Here is a 26514-nt window from a genome sequence, read left to right as displayed (position 1 = left end):
AGGCCATTAGATTTATCATTAACAGCTTAACAAAATGATGACGATAGCAATACAACCACTTTACGGTATAAAAATCAACAGCTTACAAGGAAATATTATAGACCTACAACAATTTCAGGGTAAAAAAATCCTAATTGTAAATGTCGCGTCCAGATGCGGATTTACATCTCAATATAGAGATTTACAAAATTTACAAGACACTTATAAAGATACATTAGTGATTATTGGTGTGCCTTGTAATCAGTTTGGTAAACAAGAACCAGGACAACCTCATGAGATACAAGCATTTTGTAAAACCAACTATAGTATCACATTTTTAATCACAGAAAAGATTGCCGTCAAGGGAGAGAATCAACATCCTCTATATGCTTGGCTAACTCAAAAATGTAAAAACGGTAAGCAGAATTCTACCGTAAAATGGAATTTTCAGAAATACTTAATAGATGAAAATGGTCAATTTTTAGATTACTACTATTCTATTACAAGTCCTATGAGTTCTAGATTACTAAAATATTTAAATTAAATCGCTATGTTCGGACTATTTAAAAAATTATCTGAGGTCGAAAAACTTCAAAAGAAATATGAAAAATTAATGGCAGATTGGCATAAGCTTTCGACAACGAACAGAGCTGAAAGTGATAAAAAATATGCTGAAGCTCAATTAATTGCTAATAAAATTGATAAATTTAAATAATTGTACGTTGAAAAAAATATACCTTTTCATACTGTTTCTTTTTATTAATTTTGGCGGGCTCGCCCTTGGAAATTGGTTTATGGGTGATGCAGTTACCGGAGAGTGGTATTCTAATTTAAACAAAGCGCCTTGGACACCGCCCGGTTGGGTTTTTGGAGCGACTTGGACCCTGATTATGATTTGTTTTTCGGCATATCTAAGTTACTTATTTACAATTCGAAACTCTAAAATTGTGATAGGCATTTACATCATGGCTTTTGTGTTGAATGTAAGTTGGAATTATTTATTTTTTAATCAGCACCTCATAAATCTAGCCTTAGTTAATATTATTTTGTTGACGCTGGTAATCATTTACTTCTTTATCACCTTTGGAGATGATAGATTAAGTCGATTAAAATATCTATTGCTTCCCTATATTATTTGGCTTTGCATCGCCACTTCTTTAAATGGCTATGTTGTTATTTACAATTAGTTAGATTTTTCAGAATTATAAAGTTTGAGTATTGCTCAATTTTTTTCGTTACATTTTATCTAATGAGTCATCGTTCATTTTGAATATACATAATACATTATGAAAATATACACCTTACACAAAAAACAAAAGCTTCCTATTTCAGTTGAACAAGCTTGGGAGTTTTTATCTAGCCCTGCGAATTTAAAAACCATTACACCAGATTATATGGGATTTAATATTCTGTCTGGTGCAGATAGACCAATGTTCCCAGGACAAATTATTCAATATATCGTCACGCCTGTTTTAGGGATAAAAACGAAATGGGTGACAGAAATTACTCATGTAAAAGATCTTGAGTATTTTGTAGATGAACAGCGCTTTGGCCCGTATGCACTTTGGCATCATAAGCATTTTATAAAAGAAATTGAAGGTGGCGTGGAAATGGAAGATATTATAGATTATAAAGTACCCATGGGAATTTTAGGGCAACTTGTTCATCCACTTATAGTAAAACCAAAATTGGAAGAAATTTTTAATTATAGAACGAAAAAATTAGAGGCCTTATTTGGAACGTATCATAAGTAATAACAAGGACACCTTCAGCAATCCATCAGCAATGAAACCCACATGTTAAATGAGTAAAAAAACAAACATATTTTGGTTTAGAAGAGACTTAAGATTAGATGATAATCTTGGTTTTTATGAAGCACTTAAAGGACACCATCGGGTGCTTCCAATTTTTATATTCGATACTGAAATATTAGAGCGTTTACCTAAAAATGATGCACGCGTCACATTTATTCATCAAACGCTTCAAAATATGAGGCAAAAATTACAAGATGAACACGAAAGTAGTATCGCTCTATTTTATGGTAAACCTGAAGCCGTTTTTAAACAGTTAATAGAAAATTACGACATTGAAACGGTTTACACCAATCACGATTATGAGCCTTATGCTACAGAACGCGATACTAACATTAAAACGCTTTTAGAAAAGCACACTATTGCATTCAAAACATTTAAAGACCAAGTTATTTTTGAAAAGAAAGAGGTCGTAAAAAAAGATGGAAAGCCGTATTTGGTTTATACACCTTATATGCGCACTTGGAAAGAAAAGTTTCAAACTTCGAAATTAGAAATTTATTATACAAACGCGTATTTAAATAATTTAATTACCCATAGTAAACTGCCTAATCTTAGTTTATCAGATATTGGTTTTAAAAAATCAAATCAAGATATTACAGATTATGAGGTTACTCCTACGCTCATTCAAGATTATGAAGCCACACGAAATTTCCCTGCAAAAGACTCCACATCGCATTTAGGTCCGCACTTACGATTTGGAACCGTTAGCATTCGTAAAATGGTAAAAAAAGCAATTGCAGAACAAAATGAAATATTTTGGCAAGAATTAATTTGGCGCGAATTTTTCATGCAAATTCTATGGCATTTCCCACAAACCACAGACCAAGCTTTTAAACCAAAATACGACAGAATTGAATGGCGTAATAACGAGGAGGAATTTAATACATGGTGCGAAGGTAAAACCGGTTACCCATTAGTAGATGCAGGTATGCGACAGTTAAATGAAACGGGATTTATGCACAATAGAGTACGCATGCTTGTTGGTAGCTTTTTATGTAAACATTTACTAATTGATTGGAGATGGGGAGAAGCCTATTTCGCAGAGAAATTACACGATTACGATATGGCCAGCAATGTTGGTAATTGGCAATGGGTCGCAGGTTGCGGGGTGGATGCCGCACCGTATTTTAGAATTTTTAATCCTACTACTCAAATTCAGAAATTTGATAAGAATCACAACTACATAAAGCAATGGGTTCCAGACTACCAAGAACTCACCTATCCACAACCAATGGTCGATCATAAAACGGCAAGGGAACGCTGTTTAGAAACCTACAAAACTGCTCTGAATTAATTTAAATTGAAAAATAATTGAGTTTAACTCAAATAAAACCAAATAATTAGCGTTGCTATATATAAGATAGTTAACGTCTTAACTGAAATAACCATTTCAATAAACAATTTTAAAAGCTCTGATTAGTCATCAGAGCTTTTTTATGTTGAACAATTAAAGATCCAAAACCTTAATTCATTAAAGACAATAAACTTTTCTTAACTTTAAAGCACTAATCAAAAATTGAAATATTATGAATACTTGGGGAGTTGCAAAAAAATGGAAAGAAATGTGTGAGAAAGGTCAAAACCTAGAATGCATTAACGAGCTTTATGCTGATAATGTCATTAGTAAAGAGATGCCAGGAACGCCCGGAGATGTTATAATTGGAAAACACAATGTTTGGCAGAAGAGTAAAACATGGATAGACAACGTAGAACACATTCATGCAAGTAGTGTTAGCAATCCTCTTGTAGCCGGAAACTTTTTTACCGCTAAAATGGATTTCGATTGCACTTTTAAAGATAAAGGCAGACAAAAAACACAAGAAGTTTGCGTTTACGAAGTGATTGATGGGAAGATTACTAGTGAGCAGTATTTTTATTAGATGAATGACAATTTTATTAAAAATAAAAAAAGCTTCAAGGTCTAACTTGAAGCTTTTAAAATATATTTAAATAAAACTTAAAACGTCTTGCCTCAAGCTTTATTAATGTAATCGATCTAGTTATTAGTTGCCTTCTACGCGTTCAATTTTAGCTCCAATAGCTCTTAAACGTTCATCAATATTTTCGTAACCTCTATCAATCTGTTCAATATTATGAATAATAGAAGTGCCTTTTGCAGACAATGCTGCAATTAATAAAGAAACTCCTGCTCTAATATCTGGAGATGTCATTGTGGTTGCTTTTAATGTCGATTTATAATCGTGACCAATTACAGTGGCTCTGTGCGGATCGCAAAGAATAATTTTAGCACCCATATCAATCAATTTGTCTACGAAGAACAAACGGCTTTCAAACATTTTTTGATGTACAATAGCACTTCCTCGGGCCTGAGTTAAAACCGTTAAAATGATACTTAATAAATCTGGAGTAAACCCTGGCCATGGCGCATCTGCAATGGTTAAAATAGAGCCATCAATAAAATTCTGTACTTCATACCCATTCGTATGTGCTGGAATATAAATATCATCACCTTGACGCTCTACTGTAATTCCTATTTTTCTAAATACATTAGGAATTTGACCTAAATCATCCCAACTTACATTGGTAATGGTCAATTCACTCTTTGTCATAGCAGCCAATCCAATCCAGCTACCAATCTCAATCATATCTGGTAACATTCTATGTTCAGTACCACCTAAAACATCAACTCCTTCAATAGTTAGCAAGTTAGACCCAACACCAGAAATCTTAGCTCCCATACGATTCAGCATCTTACAAAGCTGTTGTAAATATGGTTCGCAAGCAGCATTATAAATAGTAGTCGTACCTTCTGCTAAAACAGCTGCCATAACAATATTAGCGGTTCCGGTAACAGAAGCTTCATCTAAAAGCATATAAGCCCCTTTTAGCTTTTTGGCTTCTACTCCATAAAATAATTCTTCTTTATTATAACGGAATTTGGCTCCAAGATTAATAAAACCTTCAAAGTGTGTATCTAAACGACGACGTCCAATTTTATCACCACCTGGCTTTGGTATATAACCTTTGCCAAAACGTGCCAATAACGGACCGACAATCATAATAGAACCTCTTAATCCTTTTCCGTCTTCTTTAAATTCAGCAGATTCTAAGTACTTTAGATTAACCTCGTCCGCTTTAAACGTATATGAGCCTTTGTCTAGTTTATTGATTTTAACACCCAACTTTTTTAACAAAGCGATGAGTTTATTAACATCAATAATATCTGGTATGTTATCTATCTTAATTTCTTCTGCAGTTAAGAGCACTGCACACAAGATTTGTAAAGCTTCGTTTTTTGCGCCTTGAGGTTGAATTTTACCTTTTAATTGGTGACCTCCTTCAATTTTAAATGTACTCATACGTTTTTAGTAACGTTTTCTGTTGTTAGTATATTTTTTCTTATTAGAAGATGTATTCTTTTTATTGGAATTGCTTTTACTACCATACTTAGATTTGGTTCGCAATAAACTTGTAGAATCACTAAGATCTTCTTCTGTGTTTTTTAGATCAATTTTACCATTTGAAAGTTCGAATAAATGATTGTAAATAACATCATCTTCAACTGTGTCTTTGTTCCAGTTTAGGAAACACTTCTTCATGTGGTTAGCGATGGTATACGTTAGCGCTTCTTTTAATTCACCATCTTCCCAACCTACAGCAACATCGATCATAGTCTTTATGTTATTACCATAAAAACGATACTTTGGAAAATTCTGAGGATATTTTAGAGGTTCTGGCCTCGCTTGTATTTCTTCTTTCGATGGTTCTCCATAAGGGGCATCCACATCAATTTCAAAATTCGCCATTATAAATAGCTGATCCCATAATTTATGCTGAAAATCTGGCACATCCCTTAGATGGGGTTGTATATTTCCCATTACAGCAATTATCGCCTTCGCTAATTTATTACGTTCTTCTTTGGTTTCGCGAGACTTAGCATAATTAATCATCTTTTGAAGATGACGTCCATATTCTGGTATAATTAAATGCTCGCGCTCTGTGTTGTATTCTAAATCGTCAATCAAAATTGTAAAATGTGTGTAGTATATAGTTTTAACCTGAAGTCTCTAGGTTTTGTTGCAAAGTACAAAAAAATACGAAGTTTAAAAGCATTTTTATAAGGAAATTACACCTTCTACATTTTCAGCTACATCCTTATATTTTGCTATAACTGCTTCAGGATTTTTCATGTTCACATTAATAGAAACACTAGTGTATTTTCCGTTCTTAGATTCTGTAGTAGTAATAACTGCACCTAGGTTATCAAAAAGCGCCTCAATATGATGCACTCCTGAACCTTCAGAAAGCACAATAAATTTATACAAGTACTCCGATGGCCAAAGGGCTGTATCGTATAGTTGTGATTTTAATTTTTCGTAAAATTCGTCTGTTTTTTTAGAATTATCCATAATGAAATTTTTCAGTTGTAAAGATACGTTTAACTTTACATTTTTATCTGTTATTTTTACATCAAAAATTTTGCCAATTTGAATCCAAAAAAAGTCGTTATCGCAGGTGGACCAGGAACTGGAAAAACCACAATAATCAACAAACTAAGAGAACGTGAGTTTTTATGCTATGATGAAATCTCTAGACAAATTACATTACAAGCTAGAGAAGATGGTATAGAACAGCTCTTTTTAACGGAACCACTTTTATTTAGTGAAAAACTGTTAGAAGGAAGAGTTAAACAATTTACCGATGCAGAAAATGAATTAGAAAACGTCGTTTTTTTAGACAGAGGTTTACCAGATGTTATCGCTTATATGGATTATATTGGTGATACGTACCCAAAGCATTTTGTGGAGACCTGTGAAAACCACAACTACAACGCCATCTATATTTTAGCTCCGTGGCAAGAGATTTTTACAAGCGATAGCGAACGGTATGAAAATTTTGAAGAGGCCATTGAAATTCACAATCATTTATTAGAAACCTATAAGCGTTTTGGGTATCATTTAATTGACGTACCTTTTGGAAGTGTAGACTCTAGAGTTGATTTTATCCTAGAGTCCTTAAATTTGCAGTAATGCCAATTTAACTGTGTAATGTCGTATTTTTAATTTGAATTATTTTTAGTTCAGATGAAATAGAAATCAAGGATTCACGAACTCATTTTTTTTTAATGGAATAGTGTTGTGAGCTAAAAACAAAGCATAGCAGTAGTCACGGTCTTATTTTATATTTATATATGAGCAAAAAAGAATTGAGAAGCACATCACGAACACCAACTCATAAAATTGAAAAAAGTGAGTAAACAAAGTAAAGCGATTTTAGATAGTTAAATTGGCATAATGCATCCTATAGAAGTTTTAGAACGGTATTGGCATCATACGTCATTTAGACCGTTGCAAGAAGAGATTATCACTTCGGTTTTAAACCGAGAGGATACATTTGCGCTCTTACCAACGGGTGGAGGTAAATCAGTTTGTTTCCAAATCCCGGCATTAATACAAGAAGGTATTTGTATTGTTGTATCCCCGTTAATCGCGTTGATGAAGGATCAAGTAAATACCTTAAAAGCTAAAGGTATCAAAGCCATTGCCCTAACTTCTGGCATGTCTTATAAAGACCTAGACACTCAATTAGACAATTGTATCTATGGCAATTATAAGTTTTTATACCTCTCACCAGAACGTTTACAACAGACCTTAGTGCAAGAGCGCATTCAGCAAATGCGCGTAAATCTAATAGCAGTAGATGAAGCACATTGTATCAGTCAATGGGGAAATGATTTTAGACCTGCATATCAAAATATTGCGGTCTTAAGACAAATGCATCCTCACGTTAATTGTATAGCATTAACCGCAACAGCCAAACATAACGTAGTTAATGATATTGTAGACAATCTCGATTTTATTAACCCCCAAATATTCACGGCGTCTTTTACAAGACCTAATATTGCCTATGATGTCATTCATACTGATGATAAGTTATTTCAGTTAGAGCATTTGTTAAAAAAGTACGCCGGTTCATCAATTATATATGTAAGAAATCGCAGAGCGACTTCTGATATTCACAATTTTATTACAGCTAAAGGCTTATCCTCTACATTTTATCATGGAGGTATTACCAACAAAGAGAAGCAAGAACGTTTATACCAATGGACCAATGGTCAGAAGCAAATCATGGTCGCGACCACAGCTTTTGGAATGGGCATTGACAAAGCCAACGTTAAAACTGTTATTCATATTAATTTACCAGAAAGTTTAGAAAGCTACTATCAAGAAGCCGGACGAGCAGGACGAAATGGTGAATTAGCACATGCTATTATTTTAAAGCAACATGTAGATGAAGATCATCTTCGCAACCAGTTTTTAAGTACCTTACCTTCTGTGGCTTTTGTTAAGACCGTTTATAACAGGTTGTGTAACTATTTTCAAATCTCTTATGGTGAAGGTGAAAATACAATGCATCAATTCGATTTTAAATCCTTTTGTAGCCATTATAAATTAAATGCTAGTATCACTTATAATGCTTTGCTTTTGTTAGATCGTAATGCCATTATAACGCTGACGCAGCATTTTAACTTTAGGACTAAAATTCAATTTATAACTACTAATGCGGTTTTGTTTCAATACTTAGAAACGCATTTAGATTTAAATATTTTAGTTAAAGTACTCTTACGAACTTATGGTGGTATTTTTGATTATGAGACCAAAGTAAATTTAAGCTTAGTGGTCGATAAAGTAGGGCTTCCAGAGAAGCAAGTGATTGCCCAATTGCAACGTTTAGAAAAAGATGAAGTCATTAGCTTACAAATGGCCAATACGGATTCTGAAATCACCTTTCTAAAACCGCGTGAAGATGACATTACCATTAACCCAATTGCAAGAACAATTAAACAGCAGCACACCCTAAAACATCAACAAATTGAATCTGTTTTACATTATATTAAAAACGATTCGGTTTGCAGAAGTCAACAGCTTCTACTTTATTTTGGTGAAAAGACAACTAAAAATTGTGGTATTTGCTCGGTATGCATGGCTAAGGCTAAAAAAGCAAATACGGATACAAATGATGTTATTACACATCAGATATTAAAAGCATTGCAGCAAGAAGCCTTATCTTCGCGACAATTATTACAGCATATTAAATGTTCTGAACACGCGCTATTAAAAAGTCTTTCAGAATTAATAGAACTTAATAAAATAAAATTAACACACGCTAATACTTACATACTTGTATGACAAATAAACGTGATTTACGCATTGTATTTATGGGCACACCCGATTTTGCGGTGGCCACACTAAAAGCACTTATTGATAACGATTATAAGGTTGTTGGGGTGCTTACTGCTCCTGATAGACCTGCAGGACGCGGTCAAAAACTAAGAGCTTCTGCGGTAAAGGAATTTGCTTTAGAACACAAGTTAAATATTTTGCAACCCACAAATTTAAAATCAGAAACCTTTTTAGAAGAACTGAAAGCTTTAAAGGCCAATCTACAGATTATAGTAGCTTTCAGAATGTTACCGAAAGTTGTTTGGCAAATGCCAGAATACGGAACATTTAACCTGCATGCATCATTACTTCCACAATACAGAGGAGCAGCTCCTATTCATTGGGCTATAATTAATGGAGAAACTAAAACTGGTGTTACCACATTTTTTATCGACGAGAAAATAGACACCGGAGCTATCATTAAAAGTGCAGATACAGAAATAGGACCGGCAACAACCGTTGGTGACTTACACGATGAATTAATGGCTATAGGAAGTGAACTGGTGATTACTACAGTAAAGCAAATTGAAACAAATGCAATTACAACAACGATTCAGCCTCAAACAGACGGTTTAAAAACCGCTTACAAACTTAATCGAGACAACTGTAAAATAGATTGGACGCAACCTATAGATACTATTTACAACAAAATTAGAGGCTTAAACCCTTTTCCAACGGCTTGGTGTTATTTAGATAATGACGAAAAGAAACCTGTATCTGTAAAATTATATGGTGTAGAAAAACAAATTGAGAATCACAAACATGCTAACGGAATTATAATAACCACTAAAGACGAACTAAGAGTCGCATGTCAAGGAGGTTACATTAATATTTTGGAAATTCAACTTCCTGGAAAGCGAAAAATGGAAGTCAAATCCTTACTAAATGGGTTTAATTTTTCTGAATCGGCAAAACTGCTCTAAACCCTTATAACCATTGGTTTTACAAAATATCCGATGAAATACATTACGTTTATTAACAAATGCCCTAAGTTATTAACAAAAAGCCGCATTTCCCTTGCTATTACTTGTGTAGCTTAATATTCCTAATAATTTTGTGTACGGATTTTAAAGAATTCTCATTTTAGAATCAAAATTTTAACAATTTAAATTAAATATTATGAACAAAACAGATTTAATCAATGGAATGGCAGAGAATGCTGGAATTACTAAGGCAGCTGCTAAAAAAGCATTAGACTCTTTATTAGTTGACATCGAAGGATCTTTACAAAAAGGTAATAGAGTATCTTTAGTAGGGTTTGGTTCTTGGTCAGTTTCAAAAAGAGCTGCAAGAGATGGAAGAAATCCACAGACAGGAAAAACGATAAAGATCAAAGCTAAAAATGTAGTGAAATTTAAGGCAGGTTCTGACTTAAGTAACGCTGTAAACTAAGACATTTTTTGTTTTATATACAGAAACCTGCTCATAGAGCAGGTTTTTTTATGTTTCAATTTAAAATTTATTAATTATTAAAGTCCACAGGGAGCTTTAACAAATACGGCTAATTTTATTTCGTATATCCCTCTATTTGATTCACATAAGAGCATGCTTTAAAAAACGACAACTCCAAAACAAAAGCAGTAATTAAGTTCATTTAAATAAAATATACTGTAATATTTTACGTATTAGTTGTTTTTTTAACAAAAAAAACATAGATTTAATACTATTAAATTAATAAAAAAACCAAAAATGAACAAACCCGAAAAAGGCAATTTACTAATTGCTGAGCCATCTATTATCGGTGATATTTCATTTAATCGGGCTGTGATTCTTTTAGCAGATCACAACCCTCTCGGTTCAGTTGGTTTTATTTTAAATAAACCTTTAAATTACAACCTTAAAGACCTTATAGAGGGTACAGAATCGGAATTCCCGGTGTATAACGGAGGACCAGTAGAACAAGACAACCTTTATTTTATTCACAAATCACCAGAACTCATACCTAATAGTATTGAAATCTCTAATGGTATTTTTTGGGGAGGCGATTTTAGTATCGTACTCAACTTAATTAATAAAGGTGAAATCTCTAGCAACGATATTCGTTTCTTTTTAGGCTATTCTGGTTGGGATGAACAGCAATTAGACAATGAACTAAAGTCGAATGCTTGGCTAATTTCAGAAAACATCTACAGTAAAGAAATCATTTCCAAATCCTGTAATACGTTTTGGCGCGAAAAAATGTTAGAACTTGGTGGCGATTATAGCATCTGGTCTAATGCTCCCGAAAATCCCAGTTACAATTAAAGTTGAACTCACTTCCAAATAATATCTTTCATTGGTAGGTACTATTCACCAAAACGCAATCATTAAAGACAGTAAATTATCAATATGATACTCCAAGGGGTGAGGTTCCAATGAGTTTTAAACCTAATGCAAACTCATAAGGTGGAGATACCAATATAAGAACATCAAGAATATACAACACCTCCAATGCCCATAAAGTCGGAAACCGCGATCCTCAATTATTTAGCGGAGAACAACTGTGAAACGAAGGAAAGAGAAAAAATCGATAGTAAATTTAATAGCGTTACGATAACAAACGCAACTTAGCATTAAGCTTATTCACTAAACCCTGCGCAAAGTCACTACTATAGGACTTTTTACGGTAATTTGTAACAGGAATAATTCCTTTAATAACATTAGTAATAAATAACTCATCAGCTTTTTGAAGTTCAAACGGGCTAATAGACGCTTCCTCTACCACAACATTAACATCTTTAGCTAATAATTCTAATATTTGCTTTCTCATAACACCTTTAAGACACCCTTCTTCTAGGGGAGGTGTTTTAATTTTGCCATCTTTCACCAAGAATAAATTTCCATTTAAAGCTTCAATAACGCTTTTATCGGTATTTAAGATTAAACAATTATCTAAATCATTTTCTTTAGCATAAATACTACCAATAACCTGAATGGCTTTATTATTAGATTTCAATCCTGATAATAACCCAGGAGCCACAAAGTAATCTTTATATAAATCTATAACGCAATTGGCATTAGAGTCAATAGTGTAAAATGGATTATGGTGCGGTTCTGCAATCATATTAAAATGCACTTGAGCCAAATTAGAAGGTAAATACTTCCCCCCTTCACCTCTGTCTACATTTATCCTAACACGTGCTGAAGCATGCAATAAGTCATTCGCTTCTAAAGTTTTAAGTATTTCAGACTCTAAGAATTCCATAGTAAAATTCATAGGTATATCCATTCTAAGAATACGCATAGATGACATTAGCCTAAAATAATGATCTTCCCAGAAGAAGATTTTACCATTAACCACTTTTAGAGTTTCAAAAAGAGCATCACCATATTTGTAACCTCTATTTTCAATGTTAAGTTTAGAATCTGTTTGCGAGCGCAGTGTACCGTTAAAGTTTATCATAAAAAAAGTCCCGATTTAGTTTTAAATTAAATCGAGACAAAGATATGATAGATTATTTTCTTATCGCTTACGCCGAACCTAAAACTTGTTTCAGGCTAGAGATTTGATTCGTCCAAAGCATTTTGCCTTCTTCAATTTCATCGTCTTCAGCAAAATCTGTAATCATTAAAGAGACATCTTTTGTGATCTCATCGACCTGTATACGGATTTCAAAATACGAAGCAGAGCCGTCTTCATCGTCGTGTAACCAGCGAAACTTTACACGCTCGCCACTTTTCTTACTTAATAATTTAGCCTGTTCCTCTGAGCCATCCCAGATAAAAGTAAACAATTCTCCTCTAGAATTGACGTTATCGGCAAACCATTCTGATAAGCCCGAAGGTGTTGATATATAAGTATATATTAGGGCTGGTGATGCTTGAATCACAAACTCCATTTCGTATTTTTCTTTATCGTCCATATTGCATTGTATTATGTGCTCAATATATACAAATATCCTTGAGTTTTAAACTTTAAATTAAATTTTATTTTTTTAGTTTTTATTGTTTGCTATCGACAAATTTGTTTTTATATTTGCAGCCGCAATTATAAGGATGTTTTTTTATCTTAAATTAGAAAAGCATTAAGAAGTAATTGAAATGGCGAGGTAGCTCAGTTGGTTAGAGCGTTGGATTCATAACCCAGAGGTCACGAGTTCAAATCTCGTTCTCGCTACAACAGTAAAAGTCTAGCACGGAAGTGCTGGACTTTTTTTATGCTTTTGCGCTGAAGCTAGCTTCAAAGCGCAAAAGCATAAAAAAAGTCCAAAGCAATGCGCTAGCATTGTAGACTTTTACTAGTGTACAGCTCACCTGCGAAGATTCTATAAATCTCAAAAAACAACCAATTCTTAAAAAAAAAGCCCAAAACAATGCACCAGCATTGTGGACTTTTACTAGTGTACAGCTCACCCGTGAGGATTCTATAAATCTAAATAAAACAACTAAGACTTACCTAAAAGCCCAAAGCAATGCGCTAGCATTGTAGACTTTTACTAGTGTACAGCTTACCTCGCGAAGATTCTATAAATCTAAATAAAACAACTAAGACTTACCTAAAAGCCCAAAACAATACGCCAGCATCGCAGACTTTTACTAATGTACAACTCAACTCATGAAATACTATACAAGCCACTTTCCAATTAATCAATAATACCTCTTTGCTAGTCTAAAAAAAACCCTCATAAAAGAATAATGAGGGCTCTTGTAGCGCAATTAATAATAAGGGAATACAATTAATAATTACTGCTTTACAATACGCTTAAAACCGATTACATTGTTAGAATCTTGTATACGTAAAATGTAGATTCCTGATGCGAGATTAGAAAGATCAAGTGTTTCGGTGCCTTTAAAAGTCATCACTTTTGCTCCAGACAAGTTATATACCGCAGTCTGAGTAACTGCCGCATCTTTTAAATCTACATGAAGCACTCCTGACGTCGGATTAGGATAAATCGCAATCGTATTATCATCTTCTATAAAGTCAGGTGTCCCTAACACCTCAAGATCTATACTATATTCCATAAGTCCTATATCAAACGTACCAACATATACCGTAACAGCAGCATCCTCGAACCTGTACGATGCAGAAGACGACCTGATACTTAACAATTGTTCATTGTAAATTATATCCCAAGTCTCCCCATAATCTGTAGAAGAAAACAATTCAAACACCGTGAAGTCGCTAGTATACTTAGTAGCAACCATAGCTCCTACTGTTTCTGTTGAAAAGGCTATTTTATTAACTAGTTCGGTTGATTTTTGAGTCCAGGTCACCCCAGAGTCCTCAGACATAAAGATACCTTTTGATGACGCTATAGCAAATGTTCCTGGTGTTAACGGATCCTCTTCTAGATCGAAAATCACATCATAAGCATCAAATACCTCTAAACCTGTAGTTGAGGCCTCCCAAGTACTACCATCATCTGTAGAACGGTAAACCACAGTTCCTATAGGTAAAGTGATAGTACCACTAGCATCGATTACAATACTGTTAATAAAATCTACCGAAGGCATAACAATATCTGTAACTGCAACGGCATTTATATCGCTAAAATCAATCTTTTTTAATTGGGTTTCACCTGGATCATAACCTGCAAAAGCCACAATTATCGCATCGGTATTAGAAGGATAGGTTGCTAAAGCCGACACTCTATTGGTAAATACACTTAATAATTGCGTACTGGTTGCCCCATTATCTGTACTTATATTAAAACTACTTCCTATAAAACTAGACGTAAAACTATAGATGCGATTAGCGACATAGTTATCAATAAAATAGGTTGTACCACCTGTAGAATACGAATTTAAAGGCATCAAATTGTAAGGTGTATCTACTCCTGTGGTTAGGTCTCTATGTACCCAACCTTGTTGTACTCCGTAGTATAAACTAGACGTATTAACATCTGAAAAAATAGCATTAGTACCTGTACTTACAAAGTAAGGATTAGCAATAGCACTGAGCGTCTCACCGCCATCGTTGGAGAACAATGGAATATAGTTAGAACTGATTACAATCTCTTCGGATTTCTGTGGGTTATAGCTGGCATTTAAACCGTAATAATAACTATCGGTATTATCATATGGATAAACATAGTTGACAAAGGTAGCACCTCCGTCTTCAGAAATCACGATTTCATTTTCTTCTAAAACAATGATTTGCAACGGATTATTCTCGTTAAATTTAATAGCTATAATATCTTCTAATATACCTGTTGTCCAAGCAATTGGCACTACACTAAACGTTGCGCCTCCATCTGTAGATTTAAATAAATTTTCTGGTGTCGCTCCAAAACTAATACCTGTACCGACGTAGATCGTTTGATTATCTGAAGGATCAAAAGCTAAAGTACTTAAAACATTACCTGACAAGGCTTCTGTAAACGTTGTACCAGCATCTGCAGAGACAAATAAACCCCCATCAATTTCGGTACTACCATTACCTCTGACTAAATATACAGTATCAGGGTCTGAAGGACTTATAGCGACGTCATTTAAAAAAACCGTATCGTAATCGTTGGTATAATAAATCATATCCCATGTTACTCCACCGTCAGCAGTATAAAACACTTTAGATTCCCTATCCCATCCTACAGGAAAATTAGTATCCATAATAAGCACATCCATATTGTCATCATAAAAATCGTAAGAGGATACATGTGCGAATTCGTCTTCATTAGGTACCTGAATAGTTCTAACAACCTCATCTAAAGCTAAATCATAAACCAAAACCGCATTTTGGGTCGTATTTTGTGCATAGAGCGTAAACGTTAAGGCCGTTCCATCTGCAGATAGTTTTAATTGATCAATTTTTGCATTAACCACTAAATCTAGCGTATAAAAAAGAGACCAAGTGGCACCGTTATCTTCCGAAACTACAATATGGTTCCCTAAAGTAATGCCGTACATCTTATTGGGTATATTAACATCATATGTAAGGTCGAATATTCTACCGTAGTCTGTAGACCCTGTAATTTCAACTTGAGCAAAAGTGCACTGCACTGCAAAGACGAGTACCAATAAAAATCGTGTAATTGTTTTAGTCATAATGAATTGTTTTAGTGAACTTCAATATTCTCCAATACTAATTACAATTACTAAATTTTTCAAACAATTAGTGCGACAGTAAAAATAAAAAGTGTGACATCTACACCTAAATATCTGATAAATAACGATATAAGTCCGAACTCTCTGAGAGTCCCATTTTCTGACTTATTCGTTCTTTCCGCTTTCTAGAGGCGACAGCGGTGATGTTAAAGAGCGACGAAATCTCTTTATTTGTAAGATCCATATACAAATAACTGATGTAACGAATGTCATTTGCTGTTAATTCTGGGTGGCGTCGTTTAAGTTCTGAAATAAAATTTTGGTTGACTTCTTCAAAATGTTTTAAGAAGCTTTCCCATTCATTATCATTTTTTAGTAAACTTTTTAGCTCTTTTATTTTGCGTGTAAGAAAGACGTTTTTAGAAATTTCAGTTTGACTAGACAAGGAATTGATCACATCCTTTAGCAATTCATTTCTACTAGAAACCTGTAAGGCTTTGGCTGCCAACTTTTGGTTTTGCGTTTCAATTTCGTTTTTAAGCTTTTCTTGTTCTAACAATAAAAAGGCTTCTTTAGCGTGCAATTGCTTTTCTAACACCAAATTATCACTCTTTTCTTTTTCGAGTTCTAAGGCTATAATTTCTTGACTTCTGTCATGTAGTATTTTGCGTTGTTTGTTCTTTATAAAACTATTCCGTAAGGCCCAAGATATTAACATAATAACCAAAGCACAAAAGCCCAACAAGGTATAAAGTCGTGCGCGTTCTTCACGCTGCTCGGCACTACTTTGCTGTAATTCTCGGCGGTAATTGGCAATTTCAAATTTTACTTTATTGGCTTCAAAAAAACGGCCGTTCTTAATGGTTGATAAGGTGTCATTCAACGCTATGATAGAATCTTTAGCAACGAGCGCTGCATCCATTAAGCCATGGGCTCTATACAATTTAGCCAACTGTTCATACGTTGAGATTTTAAGATCTAGATTTGTCGCTACTTCAAGCGCCTCTTCAGCATAGGTAATGGAGGTAGAAAGCTCTCCCTTTTCCTGATACACATTAGATAATACGGTGAGTGTAGAAATTTTTTCTTCTGTAAATTCTATAGCACTTAAACTCGGCAATACTGTTTTGGCTATGGTTTCGGCTGTCTCTAAATCTCCACGCTTATAATAGTTTTCAGCCAATGCAATATCGACCATAAGTATTAAATTCGCACGACCTTTAAGGTGTTCTTTCGCCTCTTCTAAATACACTAAGGCTTCATCTGGCTTATTGAGCTCATTTGCTGAGAGCCCTAAATTAACAGCGTAAAGTCCTGTTTTAATCGTATCGTCGTGTTCTTTTGCCATAAGATACGCCTTATAAAAATAGGCTTCAGCTTTCTCAGGCTCTCCTTCTTTATTGTAAAGAATAGCGATATTGTTCAATACCGTCATTTCCTCATTTTCATCGAGGTGTTTTAAGGCAATGGTGTAGGCTTCTAAATAATAGTCTAGCGCTTCTCCGTAATCTAACATGGAATAGTAATTGGCTCCAATATTATTTAAAGCTAAAAACTGCTGCTTGTACCAATGGTTGTCTTCGGCAACGGTACGTACTTCGGTTAATAGCTCTAAAGAGGTCGCGTAATCCTTATTGCTTCGAGCGGTAATGCCCGCAATTAATAAGCTGTCTAAGCGTTCGGTTTGTTGTGCACTTAAAATCACACTAAAAAGAATAACGATGCCCCCTAAAATACGCTTCATACTTTGTTTACCTGTGAATCCTTAGATTATAGCCAAAACGTTAAATATAGTTTTTTTTTAGTTCAAGGAAAAACGCGACTGTACCCTCAGTTCCTTTTTCTATAGGGTGACATAACGTTATACACGTAATGTAAGTTATAATAGTCGTACATCTATACCCCAATTGCAGCATAGCTGTGAATCTCTTTCGTAAAACGAATTAGGGTTTCTAACTTTCGCGTTAACACCGCTAACTTCATAAGTGTACTAAGCGGCTACACATAGCAGAAAAAAATAAAGTTTCAATTCACCAACTCAAGCTGTTCAGACCCTACCCTATAACAACGTTCTTCTCCAAGAAACAGCGGATTGCCATGCTTCTCAGACCAAAAACCATCTAACAAATCTTTAGTAATGCATTTGTAAACTACAACACCTTTATATATATGAGCATCATCTCCCTTATAATTAAAATTAATAACTAAGATATTATCCTTAAAAAAACCAGTACCTAATTGGGCTTGGCTATCATTAATCAACCACGTCGCCTCTATTCTATTGTTTTGATTTAAGGCTAATTCTAATAGTCCTTTATAAGCGATACCGTCTTCATCTTGGTTGCTTCCTATAATAGTATAAGTGCCTGGTAATTCGTGTATGGTCATATGGTATGTAAGCTATATTCTTTTGGTATTAAGTCCTTCTATTTAGCGCTAGTCAAAAGTAATTCATATATAGAGTTCTACCAACCTCAAAACCTCAACAATCTTAAAAACAAATCGCTTCATAGTACTTATTTAAAGTCCTATGAAGCGATACCGCATTCTTATTCAAGCTTAACAACTACATTTTATTTTTCTATAAAATCAGCATCGGTTAAGGTTTTCATAAATGCCACTATGCTTTCTTGCTCCGCTAGGGTTAGATTTAATTCATCAAAAGGTAAGGTTTGAAATTCTTCATGAATTCCAATACCTTTTCCTCCACCACGATTATAGAAATCAACTACGTCTTCCAAGGTTTTATAAACACCATTATGCATATAAGGACCTGTGACATTACTATTTCTAACGGTAGGGGTTTTAAAAAAGTGCTTCCTCTGATCGGTACCAAATACGTTATAACGTCCTAAATCATCACTAATAACAGCATTAATAGTATCATTTGTTTCCGGCACGCCAAGTAATTCTACTTCAGTATCATTATAATGAGGTGGAACCGTACCATTAAATAATGGCGGGAAATGGCAAGTGGCACAAGCAGCTTTCCCCATAAACAGATTAAACCCTTGCTTTTCTTGGGCTGTTAATGAGGATGCGATGCCCTCTATATTCTTATCAAATTTAGAATCAAAATCATTTAAACTACGCACATAACTCGCAATGGCATGTCTGATGTTAAAATCAATACGCTTGCTACCATACAAACTATCTATAGCCACTTGGTATGTCGGATTTTGTAAGACACGACGCACTATAGAATCCATTGGTAAATTAAATTCATCATGATTTTCGGCGACACCTACAACCTGCCCTTCTAAACTTCCTGCACGGCCATCCATAAAAAACGATTGTTGGTAAGCACTGTAGGTAAGTGTTGGTGAGTTTCTTACTTGTCGGGCATCAAAGGTCTTCTTACCATCAGTAAACGCCTTATCTTTAATATGACAACTAGCACAAGCCATATCATTATTTCTAGAGAGTACCTGGTCATTAAAAAGGGCCTTACCAAAGTCCTCCTTTTGTTTTAAGTGAAGCGTATCACTCTTATAATCTGAAAAATATAACACATTCACCGTATTAGCACCAAAAAAGGATGATGTGTTATTGGAAATAGCCATTTCAAATGGAAACGAAACGTTCCAGTCTTCCTGAGTTTTCAATATTAATTTTAATTGGGGATCAGTGTAATTCTTTATAAACCCAAAGCGATCAAACGTATCAAAATCTGAATCAAGCGCAGCAATCCCTTCTTTAAAAGACGCTCTCAAGTCGTCATAAATTTCTTTAGAACTAAACTTATTTTTACAAATATCTATCAACGTTATAAGCGTCTGGGTGGTATACTGACTTTCAGTTAAGGCTTGCCCTAAAACGGGGGAATCAAATCCTGTGATACCTGTAGCTGCGGTTCTCATAATCTGATCTCTAAGCAACCATATGAGATGATAATCTTTTAATTTGATATGTGTATTGCGCTGTAACAACTTCAAGCGATCAGACGTAATTGTTAAGGCATTGTGTAATGATGCAGTATCTCCATCCTCCTCGTGTAACAACTCTTCTATCACCTGAAAACCGAACGGGTTTCTAATCTTCACATCGGTTAAATCCTCTTCCTGAACTTGTAAAATATTTGGAGCATTTAGAGATTTATAGTTGTTTTTATCTATAGAGGCCAAAACAGGCTCCATCGCTTTAAAATGCTGACGTGCTTTTTTATAATAAGCAATACGGTCTTCTGCCTTTTTGGACACAGAAATGGAATCTAAATAGGTGATGCAACGCTCTAGTTCTGAATTATACAACAAGGCTATGTTCTGATCCGTAGCGTCTATGTCTACGGTTTCTGTCTGCTTTTTACACGACACTGTAATTAAAAGCAAAAGACATATACAAAATGTATATGTCTTAGCTTTCATAAATATATTATGATTCATGCTGTTATTTTATTATCTATCTAAACCTTTAATAACGAAAAGCATTGAACCTTCTTTAGCATTAGATAAGTTAGGATTTGCTAATGGATCTGTAAAAGAGGTGCCATCTGCAGGATTCCAACCATGATTTTGTGTCATTACTAAAAACGTGTTTTCGCCATTATTTACAACATCAGTAACATCAATCATACCTGTAATTTCCCAAGTACTAGAAGTTGATCCATATCCTAAACTTTCAGCTCTGGCTTGGTCTGCTTCTAAAACGGTTTTTACCTCACCTGTATTTAGGTTGTACTGGTACAGCTTAGCATACCCGTTGATTGACGTATCTAAGTAACCGTTAGGATCTTCTTGAATGTAAGCGTAGTTTTCAGTTACTAAAATATTATCTGGTGAATGGAATCCGTCTGCAGCTCCACCGGCAATATCACCATCTAATACACATGTAATTGTTGCAGGACCTGTTGGGTCTGTTTCATTCAATGTCACTTTATACACACGACCTAAAGCCGATCCTTTTCCTGTTAAACTCGCAGAGATACGCCCTGTAACACAAAAATATATTTCTCTCTGGTTCGCTGCAGAACCTCGTCTCCAATCAATATCTTCTAATCTAGAGAATCCCATAACACCTTTCGTTTTTGCCTCAGCATCAAGAGCATCAATTTCGGTTTCATCTAATTGTACAAATTCAGCACTATAAGAAGTACCTTCTACCATATCCATTTCAAAATCAACACCTGCAGCAGTCACTTTTAATCCGTATAATTGACCACCATATAAATCTCCACGGTTACCAACATACATTCCTAATTGACCAGAAGGTACTGAGTTATCTGCATGATCATCTCCAATAAACACCACCGTTTTATCTGGGTAAGCATCTTTTCCGATAGGCACTGCATTCTCTGTAGACCACTGGCCTAACGCAGCTAAAGTTTCCCCTACACTAGCATCCTCAGCACTTTTAGTAGGATCTACTGCAAAGACTCCTTTTGAAGCTCCACCCCATTCACCTCCAGAAAGGTATAATGGTCCAAAGCCATGTTCTTCTGGCGTCACTAAAGTACCAGAGCACATTGCTGTTTCTGCCGTTGCAGTTGCATTTAATATATACTCACCATTATATGGTCTTAAGTTTTCGTTTAATAAAATTCTAGCGATAGAATAGTCAGCTTCAATATTATTAATTAACGTAAAGGTATTATCACCATTATTAATTAACCCAGCACCATCTGCCATAGACCCATAAATAAAGTTAGGAGTATTTGGAATGATATCTTCTGAAGTTAAAAGCGTAGAAATTCTTAGGTTGATAAACTGGTCCGTAACCTTTAATAAGGTAGGAGTCTTAGAAGCCGTTAAATATACAGATGCATCACTACCATCTTCTCCATCCAAGCCGTCTGAACCATCTGATCCATCTGATCCGTCAACACCATCGATGCCGTCCTTTCCATCTTCAACCTCGCAACTCACTGCCAGTGCGCCCGATGCTGTAATAATAAATGCTAATAAAAATAGTTTAATAATCTTGTTCATAATTAAAGGTTGTTAGTGGTTATAATGTGTCCACAAAGCTACTTTTAGCCTTCTACAACCCTGTTAATTAATAAAAACCGTTTTATTAAGTTACCGCTACCTAAGCGTTAACAGTATTACGATACCATTACGAACACCTTCCATTGCAATCCCTAATGTTATCTTAAAATTAAGGACACACGCTTCACCCTATAGTATGCTCAACGCACCTAAACACTCTACCATACCTTCGTTATGCCTTGCTGGCTTTGGCGCGATTCCTTTTGACAACGCCTGGTCTCGCCATGAGGGGCAGCGTAATGTCGTTGATAAAAACGATGTGCATACCAAAGCTAAATAGCTAATATTTAAATGGTTTGAGTTAAAACTATCAGCCCCTTCCCATTATCTTTAGATTGAATTATAAATTATAATCTTATGAAAACCACATACAAAATTATAGCCTTAGCGCTACTGACCGTTTCTTTCTCGTGTAAAAACGAGACCTCAAAAGATAGTACGGATACTAGAAACCCAATGAACGAAGAACTTACCGATACCCGGAATTATGAACAAGATGGGAATTTTGAAGAGGACACGTATTCCTATGAGGAAAAGACAGGTGACATTAACCCAAACTGGAATCTTAATGATCCAGAACGCCAAATGCGTCTCTACGCGCAATTTGAACTTAGTGAAGCACAACAACAGCGGTATGAAACCGAGCTCTCTAATTGGATGAATTCTAATACCGAGAACCCGTATGAAAGTCTATCTGCTAACGATCGTATAGATGCTGAAGCCAAGATCTTAGAGGATATTCTAGATGATGGGCAGTTTGAGCGTTATAAGGAATGGGCTAATGCTAATGATAAGCGTTAATAAGGTACTGGCGTGGATGAAGGACGAAGTAACCTGACAATTATTTTAAAAGAATGCGTTAGCCTAACACATAGGAATTATATTATAAATATAATTCTAAAAGGTTTAAAATCTGTTTGGCAATATCGGTATTTAGCGTATTAGCATCATTTAAAACAGAGATAAACCCCATCTTACATTGATGATCAATCCGACTATGCTGATCTTCTCGGTCCTTTAAATAATCATCAGTTAAATAGGGCTTGAATTCATTTTCAGACGCATCACCAGGATATAGTAACATGGCTTTTTCGGCATTCCAAAAACGACAATAGCTATACATTTGTCGTAGATCACTTACCGAAGCTGAACTTCTTAGTGGGCGTTTCCATTTCGTGTCTATGATAAAAGTCTTTTGTCCTTGCCGCAATACAATATCTGGTCGCAAACTATTATTACCCCAGAATGATTTTGATTCTTGCCCCGAAACTTCAATATCAGAGCCTTCACAAGCCTTCTGGACTTGTTTTAAGATATAAGTCTCCCATAAATCATTCATATCAAATAATAGGGATAACATCTTTTCGTTACCACTTGAAATGTCTGGGGAATAGTTTAAAATAATCAGTCGTGCCAACTCTAAAGCCTCAGTATAGCTGTTGGACTTCCTGTTTAATTTAATAGTCTTGAGTTGCTGTGCTGTTATTGTTTTCTTATCTACTGCAGGAAAATTCAATAGCACTCTACTGCTTAAATCACAAAGCCGTGTACCTTTAGTAAATTGATCAACAATGGTTAAGGCTTTATACAATACCTGATGCAACACGTGATTAGTATCGTAAACCTGATGCGTCGTATAAAAACGTTCTTTATGAACTGCATTATGCCTTATATGCCCCGCAAATTCTAACTTCCCTTTTAATGCTTTAGTATTTTGAGTTTGCTTTCGATACTGTTTAATAACTCCTTTTCGAATGAGAGCCTCTACCTCGTGCAGGTACAACTCAAAATAAACTTCTAACAAGTTGAGATTCTGTCGCTTTACATGTGCTGCACCAGAGGACTCTGCCTTTAGTTTTCCACACGCTTTAAGCATTTGAAGCAACACTCCTTTCCATTTATTATCGTCATCATCCTTATCTGCTTTCGGGTGAATCTCTATGGTTAAGCCATCCACTTGGATCACGCCAACATATTGGTTGAATTTAACACCTTTAGCAATAGGCTCAAAGTAATTACCATCGTGGTAGTCGTTGAGTTTTAGAAGTGCGTCTAAATGCAATTGCTTAAAACCTAACGCACCAACGTATAAGCGTTCATGCTCAAAAACAGATATAGTATTATGCTTTGTCAATTATTACGCTTGTTGAACTTCTTTTTTACCTAATAACAGATGTACCGCATCTAGTATAGCATCGGCATCCACTTGCTTTAAAATAAAAGTTGCAGTTTTAAAATCATTAGCATTTTCATAATCAAAACTGGCAAATTCTATCTTATCGTTTTTTACTTTGTCAACAAACCCATTGCCAAGTACCAAACCTATTTTACCATAATCACCATAGAAGTATTCTTGTAGTAACGGCACAATCTTATTATTAAACGCATGGGCTAATGAGAGTTCTGTATGCACACCTACAAAATACGAATGCCCAATAGTATGATCTCTATCTATTAGCAATTCTATACGTCCATTAATAGTTTTTAAAACCTCTGAAAGCAAAACACCAGCAACCGCCTCACCTTCAATAACGGAGTAATCAGGCATCATTTCTTTAAACTCAAAACGACGACGTAAAGCAGTATCTAAGGCCTCTACAGAACGGTCAGCTGTATTCATGGTGCCATAAATATCTAGATTAGACGGTACACTAAATTCCTTTTTAGAGTACGGCAGTTTAATACGCAATTCATTTTTAGCCCCTGTACGTTTATCAACTTCAATCAACGTAATGAGCTCCCCAAAGATGGCGGACACATTACCACGGTTAATTTCATCAATAAAAATAGCATATCTATTATCAGGATCATTCTTAGCTTTAGTACATAACAATTTAAAGACACCATCTTCAATAGTATAGCCTAAGTCTTTAGCGTCTTCAGCTTCATTCTCTGGTAATACAGGTTTAATACCTTCTATAAAATCTTCATAGGCAAAAGACTGATGGAAGGTTACAAAGCTGTAATTTTTAATCACTTTATCAGGACTAGCCTCAAAATTATTAACCTTATCAAGCAAATCATACAATTCAGGTACCTGCTCTTTTAACTCCCCTTCTAATAAAGACCAAGATTTATCTTCATTTTTATCAAAAATAAAAGGAGCTTGCCGTTGCGTATAAGCCACGTTTTTAGACTCTATAATAGTGTGCATCTGCAACGTTCCCCAAAGTGTTGCTCTTATATTTTTAGATTCTGAAAGACTCGCTTTCTTTGCCACCCATCTGTTTTCTAAAATAGCGTTCACTCTAGCCGTACCAATTTCTAATAAGGCTAAAGCAATAACTTGCCACCATGTCAAATCCGATACAGATTCTTCAAAAAACTTATCATGCGAAATTGAGGTCTCTTCTAAAGTATAGTTATCAAATAGTCGATCTTTTAAATAAAAGGTTTTACCAGTACCTGGTGGGCCATAAAGTATCTGGTTCACAGCAACCTTATCACTAATAGCTAAGGTGGGCGTATCAAGATCACCTTTCATTATACCCATTAGATTTTCATAATAAAAGTTGTACTCAGCACTTTTAGAGTTATACTGTGTAACATCTGTAAGCGTTTTTAAAACGAGACTAAAAGTTGTCTGCCAATTCCCCTTTAATTTCCAATCTACGGTTCTACAACTCTTATAACCCGCTCTAGCAGTATTAAAAAAGTAATCTGAAGTTACCACACCATAGCCGAGTAACTCACCGCGTCCTCTTTTTACCACAACGATATCTCCAATCTGCATTTCGTTGCATATTTCATAATTAGCCGCAACATCGTTTCTTTTATCTCCTTCACCACCATAATTTTCCTTTAAAGCGTCAAACACATCTTCCTTACTCTCGTATTGCGACAAATCCCCTAATTTATCCCAACCAATAGCGACAATCCCTTCCTCGTAAAACGCATCCCAATGCTCGGCATTCCTGCCAGGTGCATAAAGCCAATACTTCCGACTTTCCTTAGCGCTATTCAAGGAATGACTTTTATGTTTCTCAAATCGTCTACTCAACTTATCCTGCATAGCATTAAATTCGTCTAACGTAATTAAATGTGCAGTAACTTCTAGGTTATTCTTTTTCTCTTCTACTATAGCTTTATTCACAATTGGAATAATGAGTTCCAAATCCTTTTCAATATCCAAAAGCATAGTAGTTAAATCTGTATAATTTTCAGAGCGCTGTTTGGTTACAAAATAAAATATCTTTTTATCGTAAGTGCCTTTCTTTTTTAATCCAAATAGGTCTTCAATTGGCCCCTCAGAAGCTTCAACAATATTTAAAACCGATTGATTCTGGTCATCATGAGGCGCATTAACTTGGGAAAACTCAAACTTATAATTATAGTGATCTCCTTTAGATGTAAAAATTAAACTAATACAATCTGCAGACGAGCCAGGGTAAGACACTGGCAATGTCCAAAATGTCGTGGCAAAATAATTTGATTTCTCTGTCCCAATAAAGTAATCAAGCTCTGTGCCTTTAGACGCATTTTGTCTTACCGAAAATGTAAAATCCTTAGTAGCGTCATGCTTTTGAAGCAACCAATTATACACTTGTTTTTCGTAGTCTCTATAATTAATCATTTTACTTTTTAGTT

Annotated in this window: 24 protein-coding genes and 1 tRNA gene; 13 read left to right on the top strand and 12 right to left on the bottom strand. The window is 35.0% G+C overall.

Annotated elements, in window-relative coordinates; translation table 11 throughout:
- Positions 1-34 precede the first annotated feature (34 nt).
- From HM986_RS08150 to HM986_RS08125, 6 genes are all read left to right on the top strand, one after another.
- The gene (locus HM986_RS08150) at positions 35-523 is read left to right on the top strand and encodes a glutathione peroxidase (RefSeq protein WP_179334587.1); all 489 of its coding nucleotides are present in this window, start codon (positions 35-37) and stop codon (positions 521-523) included.
- 6 nt (positions 524-529) lie between these two features.
- On the top strand, positions 530-694 hold the full coding sequence (locus HM986_RS08145; RefSeq protein WP_179334586.1) for a Lacal_2735 family protein: 165 nt from the start codon (positions 530-532) through the stop codon (positions 692-694).
- Positions 695-701: 7 nt separating this feature from the next.
- Positions 702-1166 (top strand): TspO/MBR family protein, encoded by a 465-nt coding sequence (locus HM986_RS08140; protein WP_179334585.1) that lies wholly within the window; start codon positions 702-704, stop codon positions 1164-1166.
- Between the two features lie 99 nt (positions 1167-1265).
- A complete protein-coding gene (locus HM986_RS08135; RefSeq protein ID WP_179334584.1) occupies positions 1266-1733 on the top strand; it encodes an SRPBCC family protein in 468 nt (155 codons plus the stop codon).
- A gap of 49 nt (positions 1734-1782) precedes the next feature.
- Entirely contained in the window at positions 1783-3087 is a 1305-nt protein-coding gene (locus HM986_RS08130) for a cryptochrome/photolyase family protein (RefSeq protein WP_179334583.1), read from the top strand.
- A 232-nt stretch (positions 3088-3319) separates the two neighbouring features.
- Positions 3320-3673 carry a nuclear transport factor 2 family protein gene (locus HM986_RS08125; RefSeq protein WP_179334582.1) on the top strand — a complete coding sequence of 118 codons (354 nt, stop codon included), beginning with the start codon at positions 3320-3322 and terminating at the stop codon, positions 3671-3673.
- Positions 3674-3796: 123 nt separating this feature from the next.
- On the opposite strand, the gene murA is transcribed toward HM986_RS08125, so the two are convergent.
- The 3 genes from murA to HM986_RS08110 all read right to left on the bottom strand — a co-directional run bounded on the left by murA (position 3797) and on the right by HM986_RS08110 (position 6163).
- The gene (murA, locus tag HM986_RS08120) at positions 3797-5113 is read right to left on the bottom strand and encodes a UDP-N-acetylglucosamine 1-carboxyvinyltransferase (RefSeq protein ID WP_179334581.1); all 1317 of its coding nucleotides are present in this window, start codon (positions 5111-5113) and stop codon (positions 3797-3799) included.
- Positions 5114-5119: 6 nt separating this feature from the next.
- Positions 5120-5779 (bottom strand): DUF4290 domain-containing protein, encoded by a 660-nt coding sequence (locus HM986_RS08115; protein WP_179334580.1) that lies wholly within the window; start codon positions 5777-5779, stop codon positions 5120-5122.
- 90 nt (positions 5780-5869) lie between these two features.
- A complete protein-coding gene (locus HM986_RS08110) occupies positions 5870-6163 on the bottom strand; it encodes a DUF493 family protein (protein WP_179334579.1) in 294 nt (97 codons plus the stop codon).
- Positions 6164-6241: 78 nt separating this feature from the next.
- Here HM986_RS08110 and HM986_RS08105 point away from each other — a divergent pair, with 78 nt between their 5' ends.
- The 5 genes from HM986_RS08105 to HM986_RS08085 all read left to right on the top strand — a co-directional run bounded on the left by HM986_RS08105 (position 6242) and on the right by HM986_RS08085 (position 11221).
- A complete protein-coding gene (locus HM986_RS08105) occupies positions 6242-6784 on the top strand; it encodes an AAA family ATPase (protein ID WP_179334578.1) in 543 nt (180 codons plus the stop codon).
- Positions 6785-7048: 264 nt separating this feature from the next.
- Positions 7049-8944 (top strand): RecQ family ATP-dependent DNA helicase, encoded by a 1896-nt coding sequence (locus HM986_RS08100; protein ID WP_179334577.1) that lies wholly within the window; start codon positions 7049-7051, stop codon positions 8942-8944.
- The gene (fmt, locus tag HM986_RS08095; RefSeq protein WP_179334576.1) at positions 8941-9900 is read left to right on the top strand and encodes a methionyl-tRNA formyltransferase; all 960 of its coding nucleotides are present in this window, start codon (positions 8941-8943) and stop codon (positions 9898-9900) included. The genes HM986_RS08100 and fmt overlap by 4 nt, the downstream gene beginning before the upstream one ends.
- Before the next feature lie 196 nt (positions 9901-10096).
- Positions 10097-10369 carry an HU family DNA-binding protein gene (locus tag HM986_RS08090; protein WP_179334575.1) on the top strand — a complete coding sequence of 91 codons (273 nt, stop codon included), beginning with the start codon at positions 10097-10099 and terminating at the stop codon, positions 10367-10369.
- Between the two features lie 297 nt (positions 10370-10666).
- A complete protein-coding gene (locus HM986_RS08085; protein WP_179334574.1) occupies positions 10667-11221 on the top strand; it encodes a YqgE/AlgH family protein in 555 nt (184 codons plus the stop codon).
- Positions 11222-11504: 283 nt separating this feature from the next.
- On the opposite strand, the gene HM986_RS08080 is transcribed toward HM986_RS08085, so the two are convergent.
- Positions 11505-12359 carry an aminotransferase class IV gene (locus tag HM986_RS08080; RefSeq protein ID WP_179334573.1) on the bottom strand — a complete coding sequence of 285 codons (855 nt, stop codon included), beginning with the start codon at positions 12357-12359 and terminating at the stop codon, positions 11505-11507.
- Between the two features lie 67 nt (positions 12360-12426).
- A complete protein-coding gene (locus HM986_RS08075; protein WP_179334572.1) occupies positions 12427-12819 on the bottom strand; it encodes an START-like domain-containing protein in 393 nt (130 codons plus the stop codon).
- A gap of 180 nt (positions 12820-12999) precedes the next feature.
- Between HM986_RS08075 and HM986_RS08070 the strand changes: the two genes are divergently transcribed.
- Positions 13000-13073 (top strand) — tRNA-Met (locus HM986_RS08070).
- 566 nt (positions 13074-13639) lie between these two features.
- Here HM986_RS08070 and HM986_RS08065 read toward each other — a convergent pair.
- The 5 genes from HM986_RS08065 to HM986_RS08045 all read right to left on the bottom strand — a co-directional run bounded on the left by HM986_RS08065 (position 13640) and on the right by HM986_RS08045 (position 21867).
- Complete coding sequence (locus HM986_RS08065; RefSeq protein ID WP_179334571.1) at positions 13640-15943, bottom strand: T9SS type A sorting domain-containing protein; 2304 nt, start codon at positions 15941-15943, stop codon at positions 13640-13642.
- 106 nt (positions 15944-16049) lie between these two features.
- On the bottom strand, positions 16050-17687 hold the full coding sequence (locus HM986_RS08060) for a tetratricopeptide repeat protein (RefSeq protein WP_179334570.1): 1638 nt from the start codon (positions 17685-17687) through the stop codon (positions 16050-16052).
- Positions 17688-17968: 281 nt separating this feature from the next.
- Positions 17969-18331: a hypothetical protein gene (locus HM986_RS08055; RefSeq protein WP_179334569.1), complete on the bottom strand. Its 363-nt coding sequence runs from the start codon at positions 18329-18331 to the stop codon at positions 17969-17971.
- Between the two features lie 185 nt (positions 18332-18516).
- Positions 18517-20325, bottom strand: coding sequence for a cytochrome-c peroxidase (locus tag HM986_RS08050; RefSeq protein WP_246288480.1), 1809 nt, complete (start codon positions 20323-20325; stop codon positions 18517-18519).
- A gap of 12 nt (positions 20326-20337) precedes the next feature.
- On the bottom strand, positions 20338-21867 hold the full coding sequence (locus tag HM986_RS08045) for a PhoX family protein (RefSeq protein ID WP_246288479.1): 1530 nt from the start codon (positions 21865-21867) through the stop codon (positions 20338-20340).
- Positions 21868-22284: 417 nt separating this feature from the next.
- On the opposite strand from HM986_RS08045, the gene HM986_RS08040 reads away from it, so the two are divergent.
- Positions 22285-22728, top strand: a complete 444-nt coding sequence (locus HM986_RS08040) for a hypothetical protein (RefSeq protein ID WP_179334568.1) — start codon at positions 22285-22287, stop codon at positions 22726-22728.
- Positions 22729-22810: 82 nt separating this feature from the next.
- Here the strand turns inward: HM986_RS08040 and HM986_RS08035 are convergent, their stop codons facing one another.
- Both HM986_RS08035 and HM986_RS17645 read right to left on the bottom strand, forming a co-directional pair.
- Complete coding sequence (locus HM986_RS08035) at positions 22811-24061, bottom strand: McrC family protein (protein WP_179334567.1); 1251 nt, start codon at positions 24059-24061, stop codon at positions 22811-22813.
- Between the two features lie 3 nt (positions 24062-24064).
- Positions 24065-26500 (bottom strand): AAA family ATPase, encoded by a 2436-nt coding sequence (locus tag HM986_RS17645; protein ID WP_218841417.1) that lies wholly within the window; start codon positions 26498-26500, stop codon positions 24065-24067.
- Positions 26501-26514 lie beyond the last annotated feature (14 nt).

It is taken from the genome of Winogradskyella costae, from assembly GCF_013403865.1.
Taxonomy (GTDB): domain Bacteria; phylum Bacteroidota; class Bacteroidia; order Flavobacteriales; family Flavobacteriaceae; genus Winogradskyella; species Winogradskyella costae.
Note: the sequence above shows the minus strand (reverse complement) of the source record. Positions and strands in the feature narration are given on the sequence as shown.